We start from the raw sequence: 19,948 nt of genomic DNA, 5'->3' as shown, positions 1-19,948 counted from the left end.
AGACGTATTCCACGCCATGATGTGCGCAGAGAGGTCTACTGGTGATCTACAAATCAATTGCCGATCGGCTACGGCTGCGGCTGAATTCTTCGGACTACAACATTGGCAGTCCGTTACCCGGAGAAAAAGCGCTGGCAAAGGAGTTTGGCGTAGCCCGGATGACCGTCCGCAAAGCGCTGGATCTGCTGGTAAGCTGGGGGCTGGTTGAACGTCGACACGGTAGCGGGACGTTCGTGGCGCGCAAAGACGTTCATCATGAAACGACTAACCTGACTGGGCTGGTGGAGGTATTGCGCCAGCAGGGGAAAGAAGTGCAAAGCAAGGTGTTGCAGTTTGAAGTGATGCCCGCGCCGCCCGCCATCGCCAGCCAGCTGCGGATTCAGGTTGATGAGCGGATCTATTTTTCAAGGCGGGTGCGTTACGTGGACGGAAAACCGCTGATGCTGGAGGACAGCTTTATGCCGGTGAAGCTGTTCCGCAATCTTTCCCTGGCGCATCTCGAAGGGTCTAAGTTTGATTACATCGAGAAGGAGTGTGGGATCACCATCAGCGGCAATTACGAGAGCCTGACGCCGGTGCTGGCAGATAAACAGCTGGCCGGTTATATGAATGTGCCGGAACAGACGCCGCTGCTGCGCATCACCTCCCTTTCCTACAGCGACAGCGGCGAGTTCCTCAATTATTCCGTGATGTTCCGGAACACCAGCGATTACCAGGTGGACTACCATCTGCGGCGCATCCACCCGGAAGACTTATTAGCCCATCCCCCAGAATAGCACCGCCAGTAGCTGCGGGGTGATGATGCGCAGAAACATCACCAGCGGATAAACCGTGGCGTAGGATAACGCCGCCGCGCCGCTGGTGGCGTGCAGGTTATTGGCGAACGCCAGCGCGGGCGGATCGGTCATGGAACCGGCCAGCATGCCGCACAGCGTGAGATAGTTCATTTTAGCGAACATACGCGCCAATAATCCGACAGTTATCAGTGGGATAGCGGTAATAAATATGCCGTATCCTACCCAGCTCATCCCTTCGCCGTTCACCAGAGTATCGACAAAATCGCCGCCGGATTTCAGCCCCACCACCGCCAGAAACAGCACGATGCCCAACTCCCGCAGCGCCAGGTTAGCGCTCGGCGGCATAAACCAGTAGAGCTTACCGATGGAGCCGATACGCCCGAGGATAAGCGCCATAATGAGCGGCCCGCCTGCCAGACCCAGCTTCAGTGCTACCGGGAAGCCGGGCACATACAGGGGGATGGAGCCAAGCATGACGCCAAGCCCGACGCCGATAAAGACCGGCAGCATCTGCACCTGCTGGAGTTTTTGCTGGGCGTTGCCCACCATGTCCGCTACGGCATCAATAGATGAAGGACGCCCGACGAGGTTGAGAATATCACCGAATTGCAGGCTGGCATCCTGGCTGGCCACCAGCTCGACACCGGCGCGGTTAAGCCGGGAGATCACCACGTCATAACGCTCTTTAACCTGCAAATCGCGTATTTTCTTGCCCAGAACCTTCTCATTGGTCACTACCACGCGCTCCACGCGCATGTCCGTTCCACGGGTTGAGAGTGAGGTATCCACCTCCTGACCGATCACCAGCCGGGCATTGTTTAAATCCGCCGGTTGCCCTACCAGATGCAGGAGATCGCCGTGCTGAATAAGGGTATCCGGTGAAGGCACCATCAGCGTGTCATCACGTTTCAGGCGGGAACAGATAATGGTCGCGCTGTTCAGAATGGGAACATCCTGAATCGCCATATTGTTCAGATTAGGGTTTTCGACGCGAATATTGATAGTTTTAATGAGCGCATGGCCGTTGGTCAGCGTGCTTTCATGCTCTTTTGCCTCCTGCTCGACGTTAACGCGGAACAGCACGCGCACCAGCCACATCGAGAGCAAAATACCGCAAATGCCAAACGGATAGGCCATGGCGTAGCTCATCCCCATCTGATCGACGACATCAGCAGGGATACCCAGATCGCGCAGAATTTGCTGGCCCGCCCCGAGCGCGGGCGTATTCGTGACGGCGCCGGAGAAGATGCCCAGCACGACGGGCAGCGGAATAGCGAAGAGTTTATGCAGGATCGCGGTGACCAGCCCACCCATCACAACAATGCCGAAGGCAAAGAGATTAAGGCGTAAACCGGAGACGCGCAGGGAAGCGAAGAAGCCCGGCCCCACCTGAATACCGATGGTATACACAAAGAGGATCAGGCCGAACTCCTGGATGAAATGCAGCATATCGGCGCTGAGCACCCACCCAAGCTGGTCGGCAAAATGGCCGACAAAAATCCCGCCGAACAGCACCCCGCCAATCCCAAACCCGACGCCGCGGATTTTGATATTCCCCAGCCATAGCCCCACTACCGCGACAAGGGCCAACACGCTGACGGTTAACGCGATATCACTCATGTTCCACATCCTGTGTATAACCTTAGTTATGATAAGGATTCTCTCAGAACTGGCGGCGGTTGTATGGGCGATGGCGCACATAAAAGCCGAAGGTAAACGCAAAACGGTCACCCGAAGGTGACCGTTTTTAATGTTTGCATCCTCTCCCACAGGGAGAGGGTCGGGGTGAGGGCACCAGCCCGCACACGATTAGCTATTCAACGCCGGGCGTTCGCTAATGGCGATGCGTTGAGGCGCAATGGCTTCCGGCACGTTACGGGTGAGGTCAATGTTCAGCAGCCCGTTAGTGAACGTCGCGCCAGAAACTTCCATATGGTCTGCCAGGGTAAAGCTCAGGCTAAACGGCTGAGTGACAAGCCCCTGATGCAGCCATTTGGTCTCGGTGTCTGGTTTTTCCGGTGACCCTTTCACGGTCAGGCGCGCACCCTCAAGCTGGATGTCGAGATCTTCCTGGCGGAACCCGGCCAGCGCAAGCGTGATGCGGTAGTGGTTATCATCGCTTTTTTCGATGTTGTACGGCGGAAAGGTCTGCTGTTCGGTTGCGCTTTGCAGCGCGTTAGCCAGTTTGTCAAAACCGATCCACTGACGCAGCAGGGGGGAAAAATCATAGTTACGCATACTAAATCTCCTTCTGAGAAGCGAGTTCGGCACAGTTTAATTTTGTGCACAGTTGTACCTGCAAACCCTTGCGGATTCGCATATGCTCCCTTTACGGCAAGCAATTTCAGGTGGGCCGCAGCCGCGACCCGCTTAATTAATTGATTTCGATACGACGCGGTTTTTTCTCTTCCGGAATCACACGTTCCAGTTCGATAAACAGCAGGCCGTTCACCAGGTTCGCGCCCTTGACGTGGATGTTCTCAGCCAGCTGGAACTTGCGTTCAAAGTTACGCTCTGCGATACCCTGGTAGAGGTAGGTTCGTTCTTTCTGCTCGCCCGCATGGGAGCCTTTCACCACCAGCAGATTGTCCTGCGCGGTGATCTCCAGTTCGCTCTCTGCGAAACCGGCAACAGCAATCGCAATGCGATAGTGGTTTTCGTCAACCAGTTCAACGTTGTATGGAGGATAGCCGTTGCTCTGGCTCTGGTTGTTTTCTAAGTGGTTGAACAGACGATCAAAACCAATGGCAGAACGGTATAGCGGAGAGAGATCGAAATTACGCATAGATAAATGCTCCTGAAATCAGCGAGAAAATGTAGCCTTCCACCATGGACAGGCTTCTGCTTCCCCGAACACCCATCAGGCGTGTCCGTTATCGGGTTACATTCTTAAAATGGGTATGGATACGGCCTTTTCAAGCCTGTTGATGTGAGATTTTTTTGCACTTTGCTGGTTGTCGCATAGACTCAGGGGCACAGCACAAAGGGTTAAATTGCGATGGCGACCACAGTGCGGGAGTTTGGAGCTATCCATTTTGGACGCGCCTCGCTATAACCCTGAGTTGCAGGTCAATGCCGTGCTACTAATGATGACTGAGTGATGATGAGAAATGTTCTGATTAAGCTGGCGACGTTCAGCGGGGTTGTTTTACTTTGCGGGTGTTCGAGCGTGATGTCGCACACCGGCGGTAAAGAAGGAACATATCCGGGGACGCGCGCCAGTGCCGCAATGATCTCTGATGATGAGACAAACTGGGGTACCAAATCTCTGGCGATTCTTGATATGCCGTTTACGGCGGTTGCCGATACGCTTTTGCTGCCGTGGGATATGTTCCGCACCGACAGCTCAGTGCGTTCGCGCGTTGAGAAAAGCGAGCAGGAGACGCTGGCAACCAACTCCGTCATCCCGCCCGCAGCGATGCCTCCACGCTAATTCTGTGCGGTTTCCGTTAGCCACAGCTGGCGGAAGCCGTCCTTCTCTTCCATCCATGTAATAAATCGTCCGTCCGGGGAAAACACCACAGCGTCAGCAGACGGCGGATTGCCATGATCGAAGGTCAAAAACGTCACCTCACCGGTCTGCGCATCGCAGCAGGCAATGCGGCTTTCGAGCACAAACCCAAGTGCGCGGCCAGAAGGATGCCAGTTAAAAGCCGACTGAATATCACGCTCAGTGTGGGTCAGCTGGCGCGGCTCGCCGCCCTCAGGGGAGATAAGCCACAGCTGCACAACGCCGTTATCGTCCCGCATTAAAAACGCGACCTGCGTCCCCTGTGGATTGCTGCGCACCCAGTGGCGCGGCACGTTCACCAGCCCCGGATACGCCTTCTGATGGGTGAAGGTAAGGCGGCGTTGCATGACGCCCGCAGGCGGCGCGGGCATTGTATCCGGCGTTCCCTGCAACGGCGCATCGCCCGCTCGTTTCCAGCCCTGCTCGTCTTTGGGAAGATCGACAATAAACAGTTCGGGCACTTTCTCGCCTTTCGCAGACACCGTATCGCCGATAAACGCCAGCCTGTCGTTGCCCACCCAGCCCTCTTCATAGGCGCGGTTGATCTCATCGCTGCCCGGTTTCGGGTTCGGCGTTGTCCGGCTTACCAGTACGCTCCAGAAGGTTCCGGCATATTCCCGCGGATGGTTCCCCTGTGGGTTTACCGGACCACAAGGCGCCGCCACCCCGACGTTACGCAAATCCAGCTGCGGATCGCGCGCGTGCAGCACATGGTCGTTATAGGTAAAGCTGACGAACTGCCCGTTCGGGCTAAAAACGTGAACGTGGGTGCCGCCACGCAGCGCACCTGCCGTGTAAGGCGCGGTGATATCCATCGCATCAAGATTGCTCACCTGACCATTGTGCGCAATCACCCCCTGACGATGGTGAAAATCATACTGCCAGTCTGCATCCGGGTTTTTCGGGCCGTGGATAAAAACATATTTGTCCTGCGCCGGATGAACGGTTACCACGCCAACATGCGCGCCGTCAGTCGCACGGTAGATCGCCTCAACCTCGCCCGTACTAACATTGACCCGCTCAATGGTTTCACCGGTAAACGACGCGCCGGACGGGCGGACATCATAGACAAGCCACTGGCTGTCTGGCGTCCAGGTGTTGATGTTGGTGAGCTGGTGGTTGCGGGAAGCGAAGGTGATTTGTTTCATGAAAATACCCTGATGCGCGGTTATCGCATCAGGGTAAAACATCCGAAGGGATTAGCCTACTCGTTTCACGTCGCCGACCAGCAGGATATAGGAGAGCGCCCCGATCAGCGCCACGGCAGAGATATACACCAGCGCCGGACCAAAGCCGTAGTCCTGCGCCAGGTAACCGATGACCAGCGGCACGGTGATCCCGCCCAGGCCGCCAACGAAGTTAAACACGCCGCCGGTCAGGCCAATCAGACGCATCGGCGCCAGCGACGACACCAGCGACCAGGTGATGGAGGCAAAACCGTTCCCGAAGAACGCTACCGCCATCAAGGTCATGATCCACACCGGATCGTTGGTGTAGTTCGCTCCCATGATGCAGGTAGAGATCAGTAGGCCGCAGATAATAGGCGTTTTACGCGCAACGCCCAGTGAGAAGCCTTTTTTCACCAGTTTGTCCGCCAGCCAGCCCGAGAGCAGGACGCCGAAAAACGCCGCAAGGAAGGGTACGGTAGTCATAAAGCCCGCCTTCAGCGCGGTAATCCCTTTTTCCTGGGTCAGATAGTTCGGGAACCAGGTGAGGAAGAACCACAGCGTGGAAGTCACCGCGAACTGACCCAGATAAACGCCCACCAGCTTACGGTGGAAGACCAGCTTCCAGTCCGCTCTGGTCAGCGGCTGGCGCGCCTCTTTTTTCACGGGCGCATCGCCGTCCACCAGGCCACCGCCGTCGCGGATGTAGTCCAGTTCGGCTTTGGTGATGCTTTTGGTCAGGCGCGGCGGCTGATAGACCTTAAACCAGATTAACGACCAGATAATGCCGATCCCGCCGGTGACGATGAACACCCAGTGCCAGCTCAGTAGCTCCTGGATCCAGATTAACAGCGGCGTCAGAAATGCCAGGCCAACAAACTGCCCGGAGGTGTAAAAACCAACAGCGGAAGCGCGTTCGTGTTCCGGGAACCAGCTGGTCACCATGCGGTTGTTGGTCGGAAACGCGGGCGCTTCAAACACCCCGGTGATGGCGCGCAGGCCAATCAGTGACATCAGCCCGGTGGCGAAGCCCTGGAACAGGGTCGCCACGGACCAGCCAAAAATAGCGATAAAGTAGGTCAGACGCGACCCCACGCGGTCAAGGAACCAGCCGCCCGGGATCTGGCAGAGCGTATACAGCCAGGCAAACGCCGAGAAGACGTAGCCCATTTCCGCTTTGGTGATGCCAAACTCTTCCTGAATATGAGCCGATGCCACGGCAAGGTTGGCGCGGTCGACATAACAGATGACCACGGTAATAAAGATCATGATAAGCGTCAGGTAACGACGACGCCCGGTTTTTGCAGCAGTAACTGGAATATCCATCGCAATCTGTCTCCAGATTTTGGGCATAGCGAAGCCGCTCACCATGCCCTGTAGTTTACAGAGGGTGTATTTGTTTTTTTTAATTAAAAACGTAAACGGAATGCGCTAAATAATTTGTGCTGGGGGAAGGCGGCAAGTTTTCGCATCCCCGGGAGCATACAAAAGTATGTGACCGGGGTAAGAAAACGCAGCCAACGCATCACCAGCGCGAAGTATGACGCGCATTTACCACTCGGCTACGGAACCGTCTTCATGACGCCACAGTGGGTTACGCCAGTCCGGCGCACTTTTACTCAGCTCAATGACTTTGGCTTCGTCGATCTCCACGCCAAGGCCCGGCTTCGTTAACGGTTTAAAGAAACCGCCTTCCATGCTGAAGTCTTCCTTGTTTTTCACAAAGTCGAGCAGCTCCGCGCCCTTGTTATAGTGAATGCCCATGCTTTGTTCCTGGAACACCGCATTGCGCGAGACGAAGTCGACGTGCAGGCAGGCCGCCAGCGCAATTGGCCCAAGCGGACAGTGCGGGGCCAGCGCCACATCGTAGGCTTCTGCCATTCCGGCAATTTTGTAGCATTCGGTGATGCCACCCGCGTGGGAGAGGTCCGGTTGCAGGATCGCAATGCCGCCCGCTTCCAGCACGCGTTTGAACTCGAAGCGCGAGAACATACGCTCACCCGCGGCGATAGGAATATGGGTCTGTTCAGCCAGTTTTGGATAGTATTCCGCCTGCTCGGCCAGCACCGGCTCTTCGATAAACAGCGGGCGATACGGCTCCAGCTCTTTAATCAGCACTTTGGCCATTGGCGCGCTAACGCGGCCGTGGAAATCCAGGCCAAACTCAATCTCGTTGCCGAAAGCCTCGCGGATTTGCGCCACGGTATTCACCGCCCGGTCTACCGCGCGCGAGTTGTCGATAACGCCCATCTCTTCGCAGCCGTTGAGTTTGAAGGTGTCAAAACCGATGTTGCGCAGTTGCCGGATACCGTCGATCACTTCCGCAGGGCGGTCACCGCCCACCCAGCTGTAGGCTTTGATTTTGTCGCGCACCAGGCCGCCCATTAATTGCCAGACCGGGGCATTCAGCACTTTGCCTTTGATATCCCACAGCGCCTGATCAATACCGGCGATGGCGCTCATCAGGATCGGACCGCCACGGTAAAATCCCGCCCGGTACATGACCTGCCACAGGTCGTTGATGCGCGCCGGATCCTGGCCAATCAGGTATTCGCCCAGCTCGTGAACCGCGGCTTCAACGGTGCGCGCACGGCCTTCAATCACCGGCTCGCCCCAGCCAACCACGCCTTCGTCGGTTTCGATTTTCAGGAACATCCAACGCGGGGGTAAACGGTACGTGGTGAGTTTGGTTATTTTCATTGCACTGCCTCTCGATACGCTTTCACAAATGCTGCCGCCTGCTGTGCGGTACGCTCAACGGGCTGTCCGGCACGATAGAGATCGCTGCCCAGCCCGGCGCCCACACAGCCCGCTTTTATCCACTGCACCAGGTTTTCCGGCGTGACGCCGCCCACGGCAAAGACCGGCACGCTGGCGGGTAAGACCGCTTTCAGCGCTTTGATGTAATCCGGACCAAAGGCCGACGACGGGAAAATTTTGAGAGACTGTGCGCCTGCATCGAGGGCGGCAAAGGCTTCTGTAGCCGTGGCGCAACCCGGGCAAACGGTCATGCCGTACTCCACCGCCCGGCGGATCACCTCGGGGTTCATATTCGGTGTGACAATAAGCTTGCAGCCCATCTTCGCCAGTTCATCCACCTGCTCCGGCTGTAATACGGTGCCAGCGCCAATCAGCGCCTTATCACCAAACGCCTTCACAATTGCCGGAATGCTTTTTTCCCACTCCGGGGAGTTGAGCGGGATTTCCACCGCGTCGAACCCGGCGTCGATCACCGCGCCAACGTGCGCTAAGGCCTCACCGGGCGTGATACCGCGCAAAATCGCGATCAGGGGAAGTTCAGTTTGCCACTGCATGAGCGATGCTCCTTATGCCTGCCTGAAATGCCGTGTCGCCTTCCACCGCAGCAACATCCCGTCCGATAGCGTGGAACGCCTGGCGGTAACGAGACGTCAGCGATGAACCCGCGACGAGCGTGATGGCCTGCTGCCCGGCGAACGCGTCGCTCAGGGTGGCGACCTCTGCGCCAATCAGCAGGCCGGACAGAAATTCGCTGACCTGTTCGCGCGGAAGATTTCCCAGCACGTGCGAGGCGCGAACCTCAAAAAGTTGCGGCAAAACGGCAGGGGATGCGATCCCGCGCTCCAGCCCGGCGGCAAACGCTTCCGGCGAAGGGGTCTGCTCCGGCAAACCGGCCCCCACCAGCGAGTGCTTAAGCAGCAAGTGGTGCAATTCGCCGGTCATTACGGTGCGAAAGTCATGAATTTGCTCAGCATCCGCCTGGACCCATTTGCAGTGCGTCCCGGGCATGACGTAGACAGAAGAAGGAGAAAGCGTGCGCGCCCCGAGCAGTTGCGTCTCTTCACCGCGCATCACGTTATGGTTATCGTCGCGAGAGACGCATAAACCGGGGATAATCCAGACATTGTCGCCAACGGACGTTAACTGCTCGCCAACGGCAGTGAAATGCACCGGAACCGACAGATAAGGCGCAACCTTCCAGCCTACGTTACTGCCGACCATTCCGGCCATCACCACTGGCGTAGTACCGTCGCGCCAGTTTTGTGTCACCTCTGCTAACACCGCTGCTGGGGATTTACCGTTCAGGCGCGTCACACCTGCTTCTGATTGCCTGCTTTCCAGGCACTGCTCACCCTGGTAGAGCCAGGCGCGCAGATTGGTCGATCCCCAGTCAATTGCGATGTAGCGTGATGTCATGTGATTTCCTTCAACCTTCGTGTCGAGCTGGCGATCATGGTCAGCGCCGCCTGCTCTGCCGCATCGCCGTCCTGATGCCGTATCGCATCGAACAGCGCTTTATGTTCCTGAAGCGTTTTCGGCATGTTGGCCTCATCACCCATCCAGGTACGTTCAAATACTGCTCGCTGTAGCGAGCTGATCGCCACGCTAAGCTGCTGTAACACCGGGTTATGCACCGACTGCAATACCGCCTCGTGGTAGCGAATGTCCGCCTCGTTGAACGCCTCCCGATTCTGGTTATTGGCGATCATGTCGTTTAAAGCCGACTCAATCTGTGCCAGGTCACCTGACGTTGCGCGCTCAGCCGCCCAGCGGGCAATGGCCGGTTCCACCAGATTTCGGACTTCGCTCATCGCGCCGATAAGCCGTGGGTCGTAGTCGTTTTCCAGTACCCATTGCAGAACATCGGTATCGAGGTAGTTCCACTGGTTACGCGGCGCCACAAACGCGCCGCGATAGCGCTTCATTTCAATCAGCCGCTTCGCCATCAGCGAGCGGAACACTTCCCGGATGATGTTGCGCGAGGTTTCAAACTCCTCGCACAGTTCCGCCTCTGCTGGCAGCGGCGAACCGGGAACGTATTTGCCACCCACAATCTGAGTGCCCAGCGTGATGACAATGCGATCGGTTTTATTGAGTGTCATGGAGAGTCCTTGTGCTCTGTAAGTCCATCACTACTTTACCGCGACCGCTGAATTTCGCCTCACTTTTGCAGTACAAACGTGAGGCCTTTCGTCTTTGCCGTGGTGACAATGTAGTACAATCAGTTAATGTTGTACTACAATCCAGATCACAAAAAGAACAATTCGATAAATTCAGGGCCAAAAAAAGCCCCGGTAGATAACCGAGGCTGATGATTACAGACAGCTGCTAGGAGAGGACAAATTTCTCGATCGCCCAGGCAACGCCGTCTTCCAGGTTAGATTTGGTCACGAAGTTCGCCACTTCTTTTACCGACGGGATGGCGTTATCCATCGCCACGCCCATGCCTGCATATTCGATCATCGCAATATCGTTTTCCTGGTCGCCCAGCGCCATGATCTCCTCAGGCTTGATGCCCAGCGCATCGGCAAGCGATTTGACGCCCGTGCCTTTATTGACGCGTTTATCGAGGATTTCGAGGAAGTACGGCGCACTTTTCAGTACGGTGTATTTCTCTTTTACCTTAGCCGGAATGCGTGAAATGGCTTTGTCGAGAACCGCAGGTTCATCAATCATCATCACTTTCAGGAACTGTGTCGCCGGATCCATTTTCTCCGCTTCACAGAACACCAGTGGAATGGTTGCAACGTAGGACTCGTGCACCGTGTAGTAGCTGATATCGCGGTTGGCGGTGTAAAGCGTATTGCGATCTAGCGCGTGGAAGTGAGAGCCCACGTCGCGGGAGAGTTTTTCCAGGAAACGGTAGTCATCATAGCTCAGTGCAGTTTGCGCCACCGTGCTGCCATCGGCTGCCTTTTGCACCAGCGCGCCGTTATAGGTGATGCAGTAATCGCCAGGCTGGTTCATGTGCAGCTCTTTCAGGTAACTGTGCACCCCGGCATACGGGCGTCCGGTGGTGAGCACCACGTTCACGCCTTTTTCGCGTGCGGCGGCGATCGCATTTTTAACGGCAGGAGAGATAGTGTGGTCTGGCAGCAGCAGCGTGCCGTCCATATCGATTGCAATGAGTTTGATGGCCATGGGGTCCCCGGGATAAATGAGTGCTACCTCATGCTAACGCGATTAAGCACACAAAAATAGAGCTACCTTGCGCAACAAAAAGCCCCTTTTATATTTATCCCGGGAACAAGAACTCACTCGCGGGTGAGAACGATTTTGCCAAACGCACCGCGATCCAGATGCTCAAGCGCCTGTTCCAGTTCGTCAAAACGGTAGCGATGCTCAATCACGGGCTTGAGTTCCATCACATCCACGGCGTGGACGAAATCTTCCAGCGCCCGGCGGTGTCCAACCCCAATCCCCTGAATGACGGGAGATTTCAGCAACAGCTCGCTTGCAGGGAGAGTAATCTCTGTCCCGGCCAGCACGCCAATGACCGATATCCGCCCATGAACGGCAACGGCGCGCAGGGAATGTCTCAGGTTCTCCCCACCCACGGTTTCGATAATATGGTCGATGCCGCGATCCTGCGTCAGTGCCAGCGTATTTTCAGCCCAGTCGCCTTTCAGTCGGTTGATGCCCTGGCTGGCCCCCAGCTTTTTGGCCCGCGCCAGTTTTTCATCACTTCCCGAGGAGACAAACACCTCTGCGCCGTGCGCTTTTGCTATCTGCAAAGCGAATAGCGCCACACCGCCCGTCCCTTGTACCAGCACCGATTGCCCGGCGCGTAAATGACCGCGCTCCACCAGCGCGAACCATGCGGTAAGCCCCGCGCAAGGAAGCGTGCTGGCCTCAGCGTCATCCAGGCTTTCCGGGGACGCCACCAGCGCGTTTTCACTCACAATCACATATTCGGCCAGCATGCCCTGGAAGTATCCACCGGACGTTTTATAGGGCAAATCGCGCGCGTCTGCCTGCGGCTTGCCGTCGATCCATTCCGGGAAGAAGGTTGAGATGACGCGTGCGCCGGGTTTGAAACGCGTAACGCCTTCACCGATGCTGTCCACCACGCCTGCCATGTCAGATGCTGGGGTAAACGGGAAGGAAAGCGGAATCGGCATCGTGCCTTCAATCACCATTTTATCCCGGTAGTTGAGCGCAACGGCATTAACCCGTACGCGGACCTCTCCCGGGCCTGGCTGTGGAACAGGCTCCTGAATGAGCCTGAGGCTTTCACGACCAAGGGCATCCATTGACCAGCGTTGCATTGTTGCTGTCATTTTTTTCTCCTGTCATCAGATGATTTTCAGTTCTGACAGTCTACCGTTGACTCAGCGTCACCAGTGGCGATAAGTTTTCCCTTCATTGATGACCAAATTGATACAATTCATCCATGACCGATACGCTGAAAGATATTCCCGTTTTCGTTGCCTCCGTTGAGGCAGGAAGTTTTGCCCAGGCCGCCGTCCGTCTGCATTTGTCGCGCTCGGCGGTAGGAAAAAGCATTGCTCGTCTTGAAGAGAGGCTGGGGGTTCGTCTGTTTCATCGGACCACCCGCAGCCAGAGGCTGACCGATAACGGCGCGCTTTTTTATGAACGCTGCCTGCGCGCGCTGGAAGAGATCCGTGGCGCTGAATCGCAGCTTGAAACCGGAAAACATCAGGTCAGCGGTCGGCTGCGTGTTGCCATGCCGGTGCTGTTTGGTCGCCAGTGTATCGCCCCGCTGCTAATAGAGCTGGCGCAGGAGCATCCCGGGCTTGAGCTTGAAATGTCCTTTAGCGACCGCATCGTGGATCTTGTGGAAGAAGGGTTTGATATGGCGGTGCGCAATGGCACCCTGGCTGACAGCGCCGTGCTGGTCGCCAGAAGGCTGGGAGTGCACCGAATGGTTCTGTGTGCCGCGCCGGATTATCTGCTTAAGAATGGCCAGCCGCAAAGCGTTGATGATTTACGCCAGTATACGGCCATTAACTACACGCGTGCGGGCAGAGTCTTACCCTGGCAGCTGATGGATTACGATGGCACGTCGCGCACGTTTATTCCCCGCTCATCCCTCAATATGGATGATTTGCAGGCGATCTGCGACGCGGCGCTGGCCGGCCACGGTATTGCATGGTTACCCTGCTGGATGGTCATCAAAGAAATTCATCAGGGAAATCTTGTCCCGCTCTTTAAGCAGGCCCCGGATGTACGCTTCGACGTTCATGCCGTCTGGCAGCAGACGCCACACCTGCCGCTAAGGGTAAGAATTGCCATAGATATGCTGGTCAAACGTTTACCGGCAGTGATGTCGCTGGAGTTTCCTGCGTCCATAAAAAAGCCGCGCTAAAGCGCGGCCAGTTATGTTGTCGTAAAGCGACGATTAAATATCGATATTCGCCGCCTTCAGGGCGTTCTCTTCGATGAAGGCGCGACGTGGTTCAACCGCATCGCCCATCAGGGTCGTGAACAGCTGATCCGCTGCGATTGCGTCTTTAACGGTGACGCGCAGCATGCGACGGCTTTCCGGATCCATAGTGGTTTCCCACAGCTGATCCGGGTTCATTTCGCCCAGGCCTTTATAACGCTGAATAGAGAGGCCACGACGGGACTCTTTCACCAGCCACTCCAGCGCCTGTTCGAAGCTGGCTACCGGTTGACGACGCTCGCCACGTTCGATGAACGCGTCGTCTTCGATCAGACCACGCAGCTTCTCGCCGAGGGTGCAGATACGGCGGTATTCCGGACCGGTCACAAACTCGTGCTCCAGCGGGTAGTCGGTATCGACGCCGTGGGTACGCACGCGAACAATCGGCTCGAACTGCTGCTCAGCGTTCTGCTGAACGTCGAACTTCCACTGGCTGCCGTGCTGCTCTTTCTCGTTCAGCTCGCTCACCAGGGTGTTCACCCAGCGGGTGACGGTCTGCTCGTTGCTCAGATCGGCTTCGGTCAGGGTCGGCTGGTAAATCAGCTCTTTCAGCAGCGCTTTCGGATAGCGACGCTCCATACGGCCAATCATTTTCTGCGTGGCGTTGAACTCGGAGACCAGACGCTCCAGCGGCTCACCGGCCAGCGCTGGCGCGCTGGAGTTTGCGTGCAGGGTCGCACCATCAAGGGCGATCGCGATTTGGTACTGATCCATCGCGTCGTCATCTTTAATGTACTGTTCCTGCTTGCCTTTTTTCACCTTGTACAGCGGTGGCTGCGCAATGTAGACGTGGCCGCGCTCAACGATTTCCGGCATCTGACGATAGAAGAAGGTCAACAGCAGCGTACGGATGTGCGAGCCGTCGACGTCCGCATCGGTCATGATGATGATGCTGTGATAACGCAGTTTGTCCGGGTTGTACTCGTCGCGACCAATGCCGCAGCCGAGCGCGGTGATGAGCGTCGCCACTTCCTGAGAAGAGAGCATCTTGTCGAAGCGCGCTTTCTCAACGTTGAGGATTTTACCCTTCAGCGGCAGAATCGCCTGGTTCTTGCGGTTACGGCCCTGCTTTGCAGAACCGCCCGCGGAGTCCCCTTCCACAAGGTACAGTTCAGACAGCGCCGGGTCGCGTTCCTGACAGTCAGCCAGTTTGCCCGGCAGGCCTGCCAGGTCCAGCGCGCCTTTACGACGGGTCATTTCACGCGCTTTACGCGCCGCTTCACGGGCACGCGCCGCATCGATAATTTTACCCACCACGATTTTCGCGTCGGACGGGTTTTCCAGCAGGTATTCGCTCAGCAGTTCGTTCATCTGCTGTTCAACCGCCGATTTCACCTCAGAAGAGACCAGCTTGTCTTTGGTCTGTGAGGAGAACTTCGGATCCGGCACCTTCACGGAGACCACGGCAATCAGGCCTTCACGGGCATCGTCACCGGTGGCGCTGACTTTCGCTTTTTTACTGTAGCCTTCTTTGTCCATGTAGGCGTTCAGGGTACGGGTCATCGCCGCGCGGAAGCCCGCAAGGTGCGTACCGCCGTCGCGCTGTGGAATGTTGTTGGTGAAGCAGTAAATGTTTTCCTGGAAACCGTCGTTCCACTGCAAGGCCACTTCCACGCCGATACCGTCTTTTTCAGTAGAGAAGTAGAAGATATTCGGGTGAATTGGCGTTTTGTTCTTGTTCAGATACTCAACGAACGCCTTGATACCACCTTCGTAATGGAAGTGGTCTTCTTTGTTGTCGCGTTTGTCGCGCAGACGAATCGACACGCCGGAGTTCAGGAACGACAGTTCACGCAGGCGTTTCGCCAGAATGTCGTACTCGAATTCGGTGACGTTGGTGAAGGTTTCAAGGCTCGGCCAGAAACGCACCATGGTACCGGTTTTCTCGGTATCACCCGTGACGGCCAGCGGCGCTTCAGGCACGCCGTGCTGGTAGATCTGACGGTGAATTTTGCCTTCGCGCTGGATAACCAGCTCCAGCTTCTGCGACAGGGCGTTTACTACGGATACGCCTACGCCGTGCAGACCGCCGGAAACTTTATAGGAGTTATCATCGAACTTACCGCCTGCGTGCAGAACGGTCATGATCACTTCCGCAGCAGATACGCCCTCTTCCGGGTGAATACCGGTTGGGATGCCACGGCCGTCATCGGTAACGGACACGGAGTTGTCCGCATGGATGGTGACCACGATGTCTTTACAGTGACCCGCGAGCGCTTCGTCGATAGCGTTATCTACCACCTCGAATACCATGTGGTGCAGACCGGTGCCGTCATCCGTGTCGCCGATATACATACCCGGGCGCTTACGCACCGCATCCAGCCCTTTCAGGACTTTGATACTGGAGGAGTCATAAGAATTCGACATCAACGTTTCTCGCTCATTTCAACTTGGGTTAATCCGTTATTTTACCCTTTTCCACGGTAAACATCTTCGAATTTTCGTCCGACATGTCCATAACGTGTTCAGCGCTAATGGCGCTGACGAAAACCTGCGACTGCGTGGCTTTCAGGCGGCTGGCAAGCAGCCCGCGCCGCGCGTCGTCAAGTTCCGAGGCAAAATCATCTATCAGGTACAGGCAGCGTCGCCCACTTTCGCGGGTGAGGAACTCCCCCTGCGCCAGGCGCAGCGCACACATCAGGAGCTTCAGCTGCCCGCGCGACAGCGTGTCTTCCACCGGCGCACCGTCGGCACGAATGCGGAAATCCGCCTTGTGCGGGCCGTGCGCGGTGTAGGTCAACATGCGATCGCGCTCGAAGCTTCTCTCTAACACCTCGGCATAGTCCGTCTCTTTCTCCCAGCCACGCTGGAAAGAGAAGGTGAGAGAGAACTCGGGTAAAAACTGTTTGCAGGTGTCGGCCATGTCTTCGGCGATACCTGCGCTGTATTCGGCACGCCAGCGGCTGATTTGTTCCGCTAGAGGGATTAGTTCCATGTCCCACGGACGCAGCTGGGCGTAGCGCGTGACCTGGCGCAATGCGGCGTTACGCTGTTTAAGCAGACGCTTCAGGTTGCTCCAGGCGTTAAAGAAACCGGCTTCATTGTGAAAGCATCCCCAGTCGAGGAACGCTCTTCTGTATTTGGGGCCGCCGTTGAGTAAAGTAAACCCCTCGGGCGTAATCAGCTGCATCGGCATCAGCAGCGCCAGCTCCGCCACCTTGTGGCCATCGGTGCCGTCGATGCGCACCTTGCTGTCACCCTGCTTATCTTTGGTCAGGCCGATGGCGGTCTCTCGCTCCTCTCCCTGCAAACGCCCGTGCAGAACAAAAGAATCCTGCTCGTGGCGAATCACGCGACCAATCTGCAAACTGCGAAACGCCCGGCCGTGGCCGAGCGTATAGATGGCTTCCAGCACGCTGGTTTTGCCGCTGCCGTTCGCGCCAACCAGGAAGTTAAAGCCAGGGGATAAAGCGAGATCCGCGCTTTCGATATTGCGAAAGTCGCGGATCAACAGACGGGTGAGCGACATTACAGTCTCATTGGCATAACAACATAAGCAGCCGACTGTGATGCGGCATCTTCAATCTGTACGCTCGAAACGGAGTCAGTCAGCAGGATGCGAACGTTCTCGCATTTCAGTGCATTCAGCACATCCAGCACGTAGCTGACGTTGAAGCCGATTTCCATCTCAGCCCCGGCGTAGGTGACGTCCAGAATCTCTTCTGCCTCTTCCTGCTCCGGGTTGTTGGCGGTGATTTTGATCTGGTTTTCACTCACGTACAGACGTACGCCGCGGAATTTCTCGTTCGAGAGAATAGCGGCACGCGCAAACGCCTGCTTGAGGATGTCGCAACCCGCCTCCAGCGTTTTGTCCGGATTCTTCGGCAATACGCGGCGATAATCCGGGAAACGACCGTCTACCAGCTTCGATGTGAAGACAAAATCGCCCACGTGGGCACGAATATTGTTGCTGCCAATCTGCACGCGCAGTGGGGTATCGCCGCCGTCGAGCATGCGCATCAGTTCAATTACGCCTTTACGCGGTACGATCACCGAATGGTTTGGCAGTGAATCGCCAATCGGCATGGAACAGACCGCCAGACGGTGACCGTCGGTCGCCACGGTACGCAGCTCTTCACCTTCGGTTTCGAACAGCATGCCGTTTAAGTAGTAACGAACGTCCTGATGCGCCATGGAGAACTGCGTGGCTTCAATCAGACGCTTCATCGTCGCCTGCGGCAGGGTAAATTCAACTTCGCTCTGCCAGTCATCCAGGTTCGGGAAGTCCGCAGCGGGCAGCGTGGAGAGGGAGAAACGGCTGCGGCCAGAGCGCACCAGCATGCGGTCGCCCTCCAGCTGCACGGCGATTTCAGCGCCTTCCGGCAGCCCACGGCAAATATCAAAGAATTTACGTGCCGGAACCGTGGTCGCGCCCGCGTCGTGCGGCTGAGTCAGCGTAACGCGCGCGATCATTTCCATTTCCAGATCTGTGCCGGTCAGCGACAGCGTACCGTCCGCGACCTGAAGCAGCAGGTTTCCAAGAATAGGCAGCGTAGGGCGGCCGCCTAATGGGCCACTCACCTGTTGCAGCGGTTTTAATAAATGTTCACGTTCAACGGTAAATTTCATAGCGTCACGATGATAATGTTCTGATTAAATTGGAAAAATCTTCTTTTATGTCGTGGCTTTCTTCGCGTAACTGCTCGATCTTGCGACAAGCGTGCAGCACGGTCGTATGGTCACGGCCACCAAACGCATCACCGATTTCCGGCAGGCTGTGGTTGGTTAGCTCTTTTGCCAGCGCCATCGCCATCTGACGCGGACGCGCCACCGAGCGGGAACGACGTTTAGACAGTAAATCTGCCACTTTGATCTTGTAGTACTCAGCCACCGTCTTCTGAATATTGTCGATAGTGACCAGTTTTTCCTGCAAAGCCAATAAATCGCGCAGCGCTTCACGCACAAAATCGATGGTGATCGCACGACCGGTGAAGTTGGCGTTAGCGATAACGCGGTTCAGCGCCCCTTCCAGCTCACGCACGTTGGAACGCAGGCGCTTGGCAATAAAGAACGCCACTTCACCCGGCAGGCGAATGTCGTTCTCGTCGGCTTTTTTCATCAGGATCGCGACGCGGGTTTCCAGCTCCGGCGGCTCGATCGCCACGGTCAGGCCCCAGCCGAAGCGGGATTTGAGACGATCTTCAACGCCGTTGATCTCTTTTGGATAACGATCCGAGGTCAGAATGATCTGCTGATTGCCTTCCAGCAGGGCGTTAAAGGTATGGAAAAACTCTTCCTGCGATCGTTCTTTATTGGCAAAGAACTGAATGTCATCGATCAGCAGCGCATCAACGGAACGGTAGTAGCGTTTAAACTCTTCGATCGCATTGTTTTGCAGGGCTTTTACCATGTCCTGAACGAAGCGTTCGGAGTGCATATACACTACTTTGGCATTGGGCTTACGCGCCATAATGCCGTTGCCCACCGCATGCAACAGGTGCGTTTTACCGAGACCCGTGCCGCCATACAGGAACAGCGGGTTGTAAGCGCCACCGGGGTTATCGGCAACCTGGCGAGCCGCCGCGCGCGCCAGCTGGTTCGACTTACCTTCAACGAAGTTATCGAACGTGTGTTTCACGTTAACGTTAGAGCGGTAGGTAGGCTCAGCGGGGGCCGGAACGTTATCCCACCCCTGACGAGCCGGTGCAACGCGAGGCGCTGGAGCGGGCGCCGCCTGTGCAGGGGCTGCCACATTGACAACTTCACGAACGGTTTGGGTGACCGGCTTTGTGCCCACTTCAAAACGCAGCTGTGGGGCATCTGACCCGCAGAAATCGTTCAGCAGTCCATTGATGTTATTAAGGTATTTATCCCTTACCCAATCGAGCACGAAACGGTTTGGCGCATACAAAGCCAGCGTGTTATCGCTCAGTTCCGCCTGCAACGGGCGGATCCACATACTGAATTCTGTGGCTGGTAACTCATCCTGCAATCGGGCAAGACACTGCTGCCAAAGCGAAAGTGACACGGCGGACTCCACTCGAACAATAAAAGAAAACTATTGAATATTCATGATTGTTGGCGCACATCGACATGACCCCATCAGGGTGATGTGCGAACCGCTATCTGCGGTTATACACGCTATCGTTGATACAGCCTGAACGATGTTGTGTTTATGCCCGACCAGGATCGCTGGATCCCGATCGGGACCGCGGATCATAGCCTAAACTGAGCCAGAGATCTTCTGTTTCTCACAGATTCTTCCCGATTTATCCACAGGAAGATCCGGAATCGGGTAAGTGTAAACGATCCTGACGCGAGTGCCTCGCGATTTAGGCCGCATATTGGAAAATTTAATGAGCACAGA

Annotated in this window: 18 protein-coding genes and 1 other annotated feature; of the genes, 3 read left to right on the top strand and 15 right to left on the bottom strand. The window is 56.3% G+C overall.

The genetic code is table 11. The features are described from left to right. Positions 1-41: 41 nt before the first annotated feature. Positions 42-776, top strand: a complete 735-nt coding sequence (locus tag BFV63_RS00090; RefSeq protein WP_003861087.1) for a GntR family transcriptional regulator — start codon at positions 42-44, stop codon at positions 774-776. Here the strand turns inward: BFV63_RS00090 and BFV63_RS00085 are convergent. The 3 genes from BFV63_RS00085 to ibpA form a co-directional block, all read right to left on the bottom strand. Continuing rightward, entirely contained in the window at positions 756-2,417 is a 1,662-nt protein-coding gene (locus BFV63_RS00085; RefSeq protein ID WP_032608144.1) for a putative transporter, read from the bottom strand. The genes BFV63_RS00090 and BFV63_RS00085 overlap by 21 nt on opposite strands. Before the next feature lie 189 nt (positions 2,418-2,606). Continuing rightward, positions 2,607-3,035 carry a small heat shock chaperone IbpB gene (ibpB, locus tag BFV63_RS00080; protein WP_003861091.1) on the bottom strand — a complete coding sequence of 143 codons (429 nt, stop codon included), beginning with the start codon at positions 3,033-3,035 and terminating at the stop codon, positions 2,607-2,609. A 136-nt stretch (positions 3,036-3,171) separates the two neighbouring features. After that, positions 3,172-3,582, bottom strand: coding sequence for a small heat shock chaperone IbpA (gene ibpA, locus BFV63_RS00075; protein WP_003861094.1), 411 nt, complete (start codon positions 3,580-3,582; stop codon positions 3,172-3,174). After that, positions 3,576-3,650, bottom strand: a sequence feature (ROSE (Repression Of Heat Shock gene Expression) occurs in the 5'-region of heat shock genes and acts as an RNA thermometer to modulate expression.). (Overlaps the previous gene by 7 nt.) A gap of 247 nt (positions 3,651-3,897) precedes the next feature. Between ibpA and BFV63_RS00070 the strand changes: the two genes are divergently transcribed. Continuing rightward, the gene (locus BFV63_RS00070; RefSeq protein WP_003861096.1) at positions 3,898-4,230 is read left to right on the top strand and encodes a YceK/YidQ family lipoprotein; all 333 of its coding nucleotides are present in this window, start codon (positions 3,898-3,900) and stop codon (positions 4,228-4,230) included. Here the strand turns inward: BFV63_RS00070 and BFV63_RS00065 are convergent. The 8 genes from BFV63_RS00065 to BFV63_RS00030 form a co-directional block, all read right to left on the bottom strand. Further along, positions 4,227-5,456: a YidR family protein gene (locus BFV63_RS00065; RefSeq protein WP_072203092.1), complete on the bottom strand. Its 1,230-nt coding sequence runs from the start codon at positions 5,454-5,456 to the stop codon at positions 4,227-4,229. The genes BFV63_RS00070 and BFV63_RS00065 overlap by 4 nt on opposite strands. A gap of 51 nt (positions 5,457-5,507) precedes the next feature. Further along, positions 5,508-6,845 (bottom strand): MFS transporter, encoded by a 1,338-nt coding sequence (locus BFV63_RS00060; protein WP_015570129.1) that lies wholly within the window; start codon positions 6,843-6,845, stop codon positions 5,508-5,510. Positions 6,846-7,025: 180 nt separating this feature from the next. Then, positions 7,026-8,174: a galactonate dehydratase gene (dgoD, locus tag BFV63_RS00055; protein WP_003861103.1), complete on the bottom strand. Its 1,149-nt coding sequence runs from the start codon at positions 8,172-8,174 to the stop codon at positions 7,026-7,028. Then, positions 8,171-8,788, bottom strand: a complete 618-nt coding sequence (locus BFV63_RS00050; protein ID WP_023315081.1) for a 2-dehydro-3-deoxy-6-phosphogalactonate aldolase — start codon at positions 8,786-8,788, stop codon at positions 8,171-8,173. The genes dgoD and BFV63_RS00050 overlap by 4 nt, the downstream gene beginning before the upstream one ends. Next, positions 8,772-9,650: a 2-dehydro-3-deoxygalactonokinase gene (locus tag BFV63_RS00045; protein WP_003861107.1), complete on the bottom strand. Its 879-nt coding sequence runs from the start codon at positions 9,648-9,650 to the stop codon at positions 8,772-8,774. The genes BFV63_RS00050 and BFV63_RS00045 overlap by 17 nt, the downstream gene beginning before the upstream one ends. Continuing rightward, positions 9,647-10,336, bottom strand: coding sequence for a D-galactonate utilization transcriptional regulator DgoR (gene dgoR / locus BFV63_RS00040; protein ID WP_003861109.1), 690 nt, complete (start codon positions 10,334-10,336; stop codon positions 9,647-9,649). Before dgoR ends, BFV63_RS00045 begins: the two co-directional genes overlap by 4 nt. A 226-nt stretch (positions 10,337-10,562) precedes the next feature. Then, positions 10,563-11,375, bottom strand: coding sequence for a sugar-phosphatase (yidA, locus tag BFV63_RS00035; RefSeq protein WP_048241608.1), 813 nt, complete (start codon positions 11,373-11,375; stop codon positions 10,563-10,565). A 113-nt stretch (positions 11,376-11,488) separates the two neighbouring features. Next, positions 11,489-12,514, bottom strand: coding sequence for a zinc-dependent alcohol dehydrogenase family protein (locus BFV63_RS00030; RefSeq protein ID WP_048241609.1), 1,026 nt, complete (start codon positions 12,512-12,514; stop codon positions 11,489-11,491). A gap of 113 nt (positions 12,515-12,627) precedes the next feature. Here BFV63_RS00030 and BFV63_RS00025 point away from each other — a divergent pair, with 113 nt between their 5' ends. Next, positions 12,628-13,563: a LysR family transcriptional regulator gene (locus BFV63_RS00025; protein WP_047055137.1), complete on the top strand. Its 936-nt coding sequence runs from the start codon at positions 12,628-12,630 to the stop codon at positions 13,561-13,563. A 33-nt stretch (positions 13,564-13,596) separates the two neighbouring features. On the opposite strand, the gene gyrB is transcribed toward BFV63_RS00025, so the two are convergent. The 4 genes from gyrB to dnaA are packed head-to-tail and all read right to left on the bottom strand — an operon-like array spanning position 13,597 to position 19,609. Further along, the gene (gene gyrB / locus BFV63_RS00020) at positions 13,597-16,008 is read right to left on the bottom strand and encodes a DNA topoisomerase (ATP-hydrolyzing) subunit B (protein ID WP_003861119.1); all 2,412 of its coding nucleotides are present in this window, start codon (positions 16,006-16,008) and stop codon (positions 13,597-13,599) included. 28 nt (positions 16,009-16,036) lie between these two features. Beyond that, positions 16,037-17,110 (bottom strand): DNA replication/repair protein RecF, encoded by a 1,074-nt coding sequence (gene recF, locus BFV63_RS00015; protein ID WP_003861121.1) that lies wholly within the window; start codon positions 17,108-17,110, stop codon positions 16,037-16,039. Continuing rightward, the gene (gene dnaN / locus BFV63_RS00010; protein ID WP_003861122.1) at positions 17,110-18,210 is read right to left on the bottom strand and encodes a DNA polymerase III subunit beta; all 1,101 of its coding nucleotides are present in this window, start codon (positions 18,208-18,210) and stop codon (positions 17,110-17,112) included. Before dnaN ends, recF begins: the two co-directional genes overlap by 1 nt. 4 nt (positions 18,211-18,214) lie before the next feature. Next, a complete protein-coding gene (gene dnaA / locus BFV63_RS00005) occupies positions 18,215-19,609 on the bottom strand; it encodes a chromosomal replication initiator protein DnaA (protein ID WP_003861124.1) in 1,395 nt (464 codons plus the stop codon). Between the last annotated feature and the right edge of the window lie 339 nt (positions 19,610-19,948).

It is taken from the genome of Enterobacter hormaechei subsp. xiangfangensis, assembly GCF_001729785.1.
In the GTDB taxonomy this organism is placed as follows: Bacteria; Pseudomonadota; Gammaproteobacteria; order Enterobacterales; family Enterobacteriaceae; genus Enterobacter; species Enterobacter hormaechei_C.
The sequence above is the reverse complement of the archived record's forward strand: the minus strand, read 5'-3'. Positions and strand labels throughout refer to the sequence as shown.

What these genes read in the sequence shown, in the direction of transcription:
- BFV63_RS00085 (WP_032608144.1), bottom strand. Translation starts at nt 2,417, where the DNA reads ATGAGTGATATCGCGTTAACCGTCAGCGTGTTGGCCCTTGTCGCGGTA.
- ibpB (WP_003861091.1), bottom strand. Translation starts at nt 3,035, where the DNA reads ATGCGTAACTATGATTTTTCCCCCCTGCTGCGTCAGTGGATCGGTTTT.
- ibpA (WP_003861094.1), bottom strand. Translation starts at nt 3,582, where the DNA reads ATGCGTAATTTCGATCTCTCTCCGCTATACCGTTCTGCCATTGGTTTT.
- BFV63_RS00070 (WP_003861096.1), top strand. Translation starts at nt 3,898, where the DNA reads ATGATGAGAAATGTTCTGATTAAGCTGGCGACGTTCAGCGGGGTTGTT.
- BFV63_RS00065 (WP_072203092.1), bottom strand. Translation starts at nt 5,456, where the DNA reads ATGAAACAAATCACCTTCGCTTCCCGCAACCACCAGCTCACCAACATC.
- BFV63_RS00060 (WP_015570129.1), bottom strand. Translation starts at nt 6,845, where the DNA reads ATGGTGAGCGGCTTCGCTATGCCCAAAATCTGGAGACAGATTGCGATG.
- dgoD (WP_003861103.1), bottom strand. Translation starts at nt 8,174, where the DNA reads ATGAAAATAACCAAACTCACCACGTACCGTTTACCCCCGCGTTGGATG.
- BFV63_RS00050 (WP_023315081.1), bottom strand. Translation starts at nt 8,788, where the DNA reads ATGCAGTGGCAAACTGAACTTCCCCTGATCGCGATTTTGCGCGGTATC.
- BFV63_RS00045 (WP_003861107.1), bottom strand. Translation starts at nt 9,650, where the DNA reads ATGACATCACGCTACATCGCAATTGACTGGGGATCGACCAATCTGCGC.
- dgoR (WP_003861109.1), bottom strand. Translation starts at nt 10,336, where the DNA reads ATGACACTCAATAAAACCGATCGCATTGTCATCACGCTGGGCACTCAG.
- yidA (WP_048241608.1), bottom strand. Translation starts at nt 11,375, where the DNA reads ATGGCCATCAAACTCATTGCAATCGATATGGACGGCACGCTGCTGCTG.
- BFV63_RS00030 (WP_048241609.1), bottom strand. Translation starts at nt 12,514, where the DNA reads ATGACAGCAACAATGCAACGCTGGTCAATGGATGCCCTTGGTCGTGAA.
- BFV63_RS00025 (WP_047055137.1), top strand. Translation starts at nt 12,628, where the DNA reads ATGACCGATACGCTGAAAGATATTCCCGTTTTCGTTGCCTCCGTTGAG.
- gyrB (WP_003861119.1), bottom strand. Translation starts at nt 16,008, where the DNA reads ATGTCGAATTCTTATGACTCCTCCAGTATCAAAGTCCTGAAAGGGCTG.
- recF (WP_003861121.1), bottom strand. Translation starts at nt 17,110, where the DNA reads ATGTCGCTCACCCGTCTGTTGATCCGCGACTTTCGCAATATCGAAAGC.
- dnaN (WP_003861122.1), bottom strand. Translation starts at nt 18,210, where the DNA reads ATGAAATTTACCGTTGAACGTGAACATTTATTAAAACCGCTGCAACAG.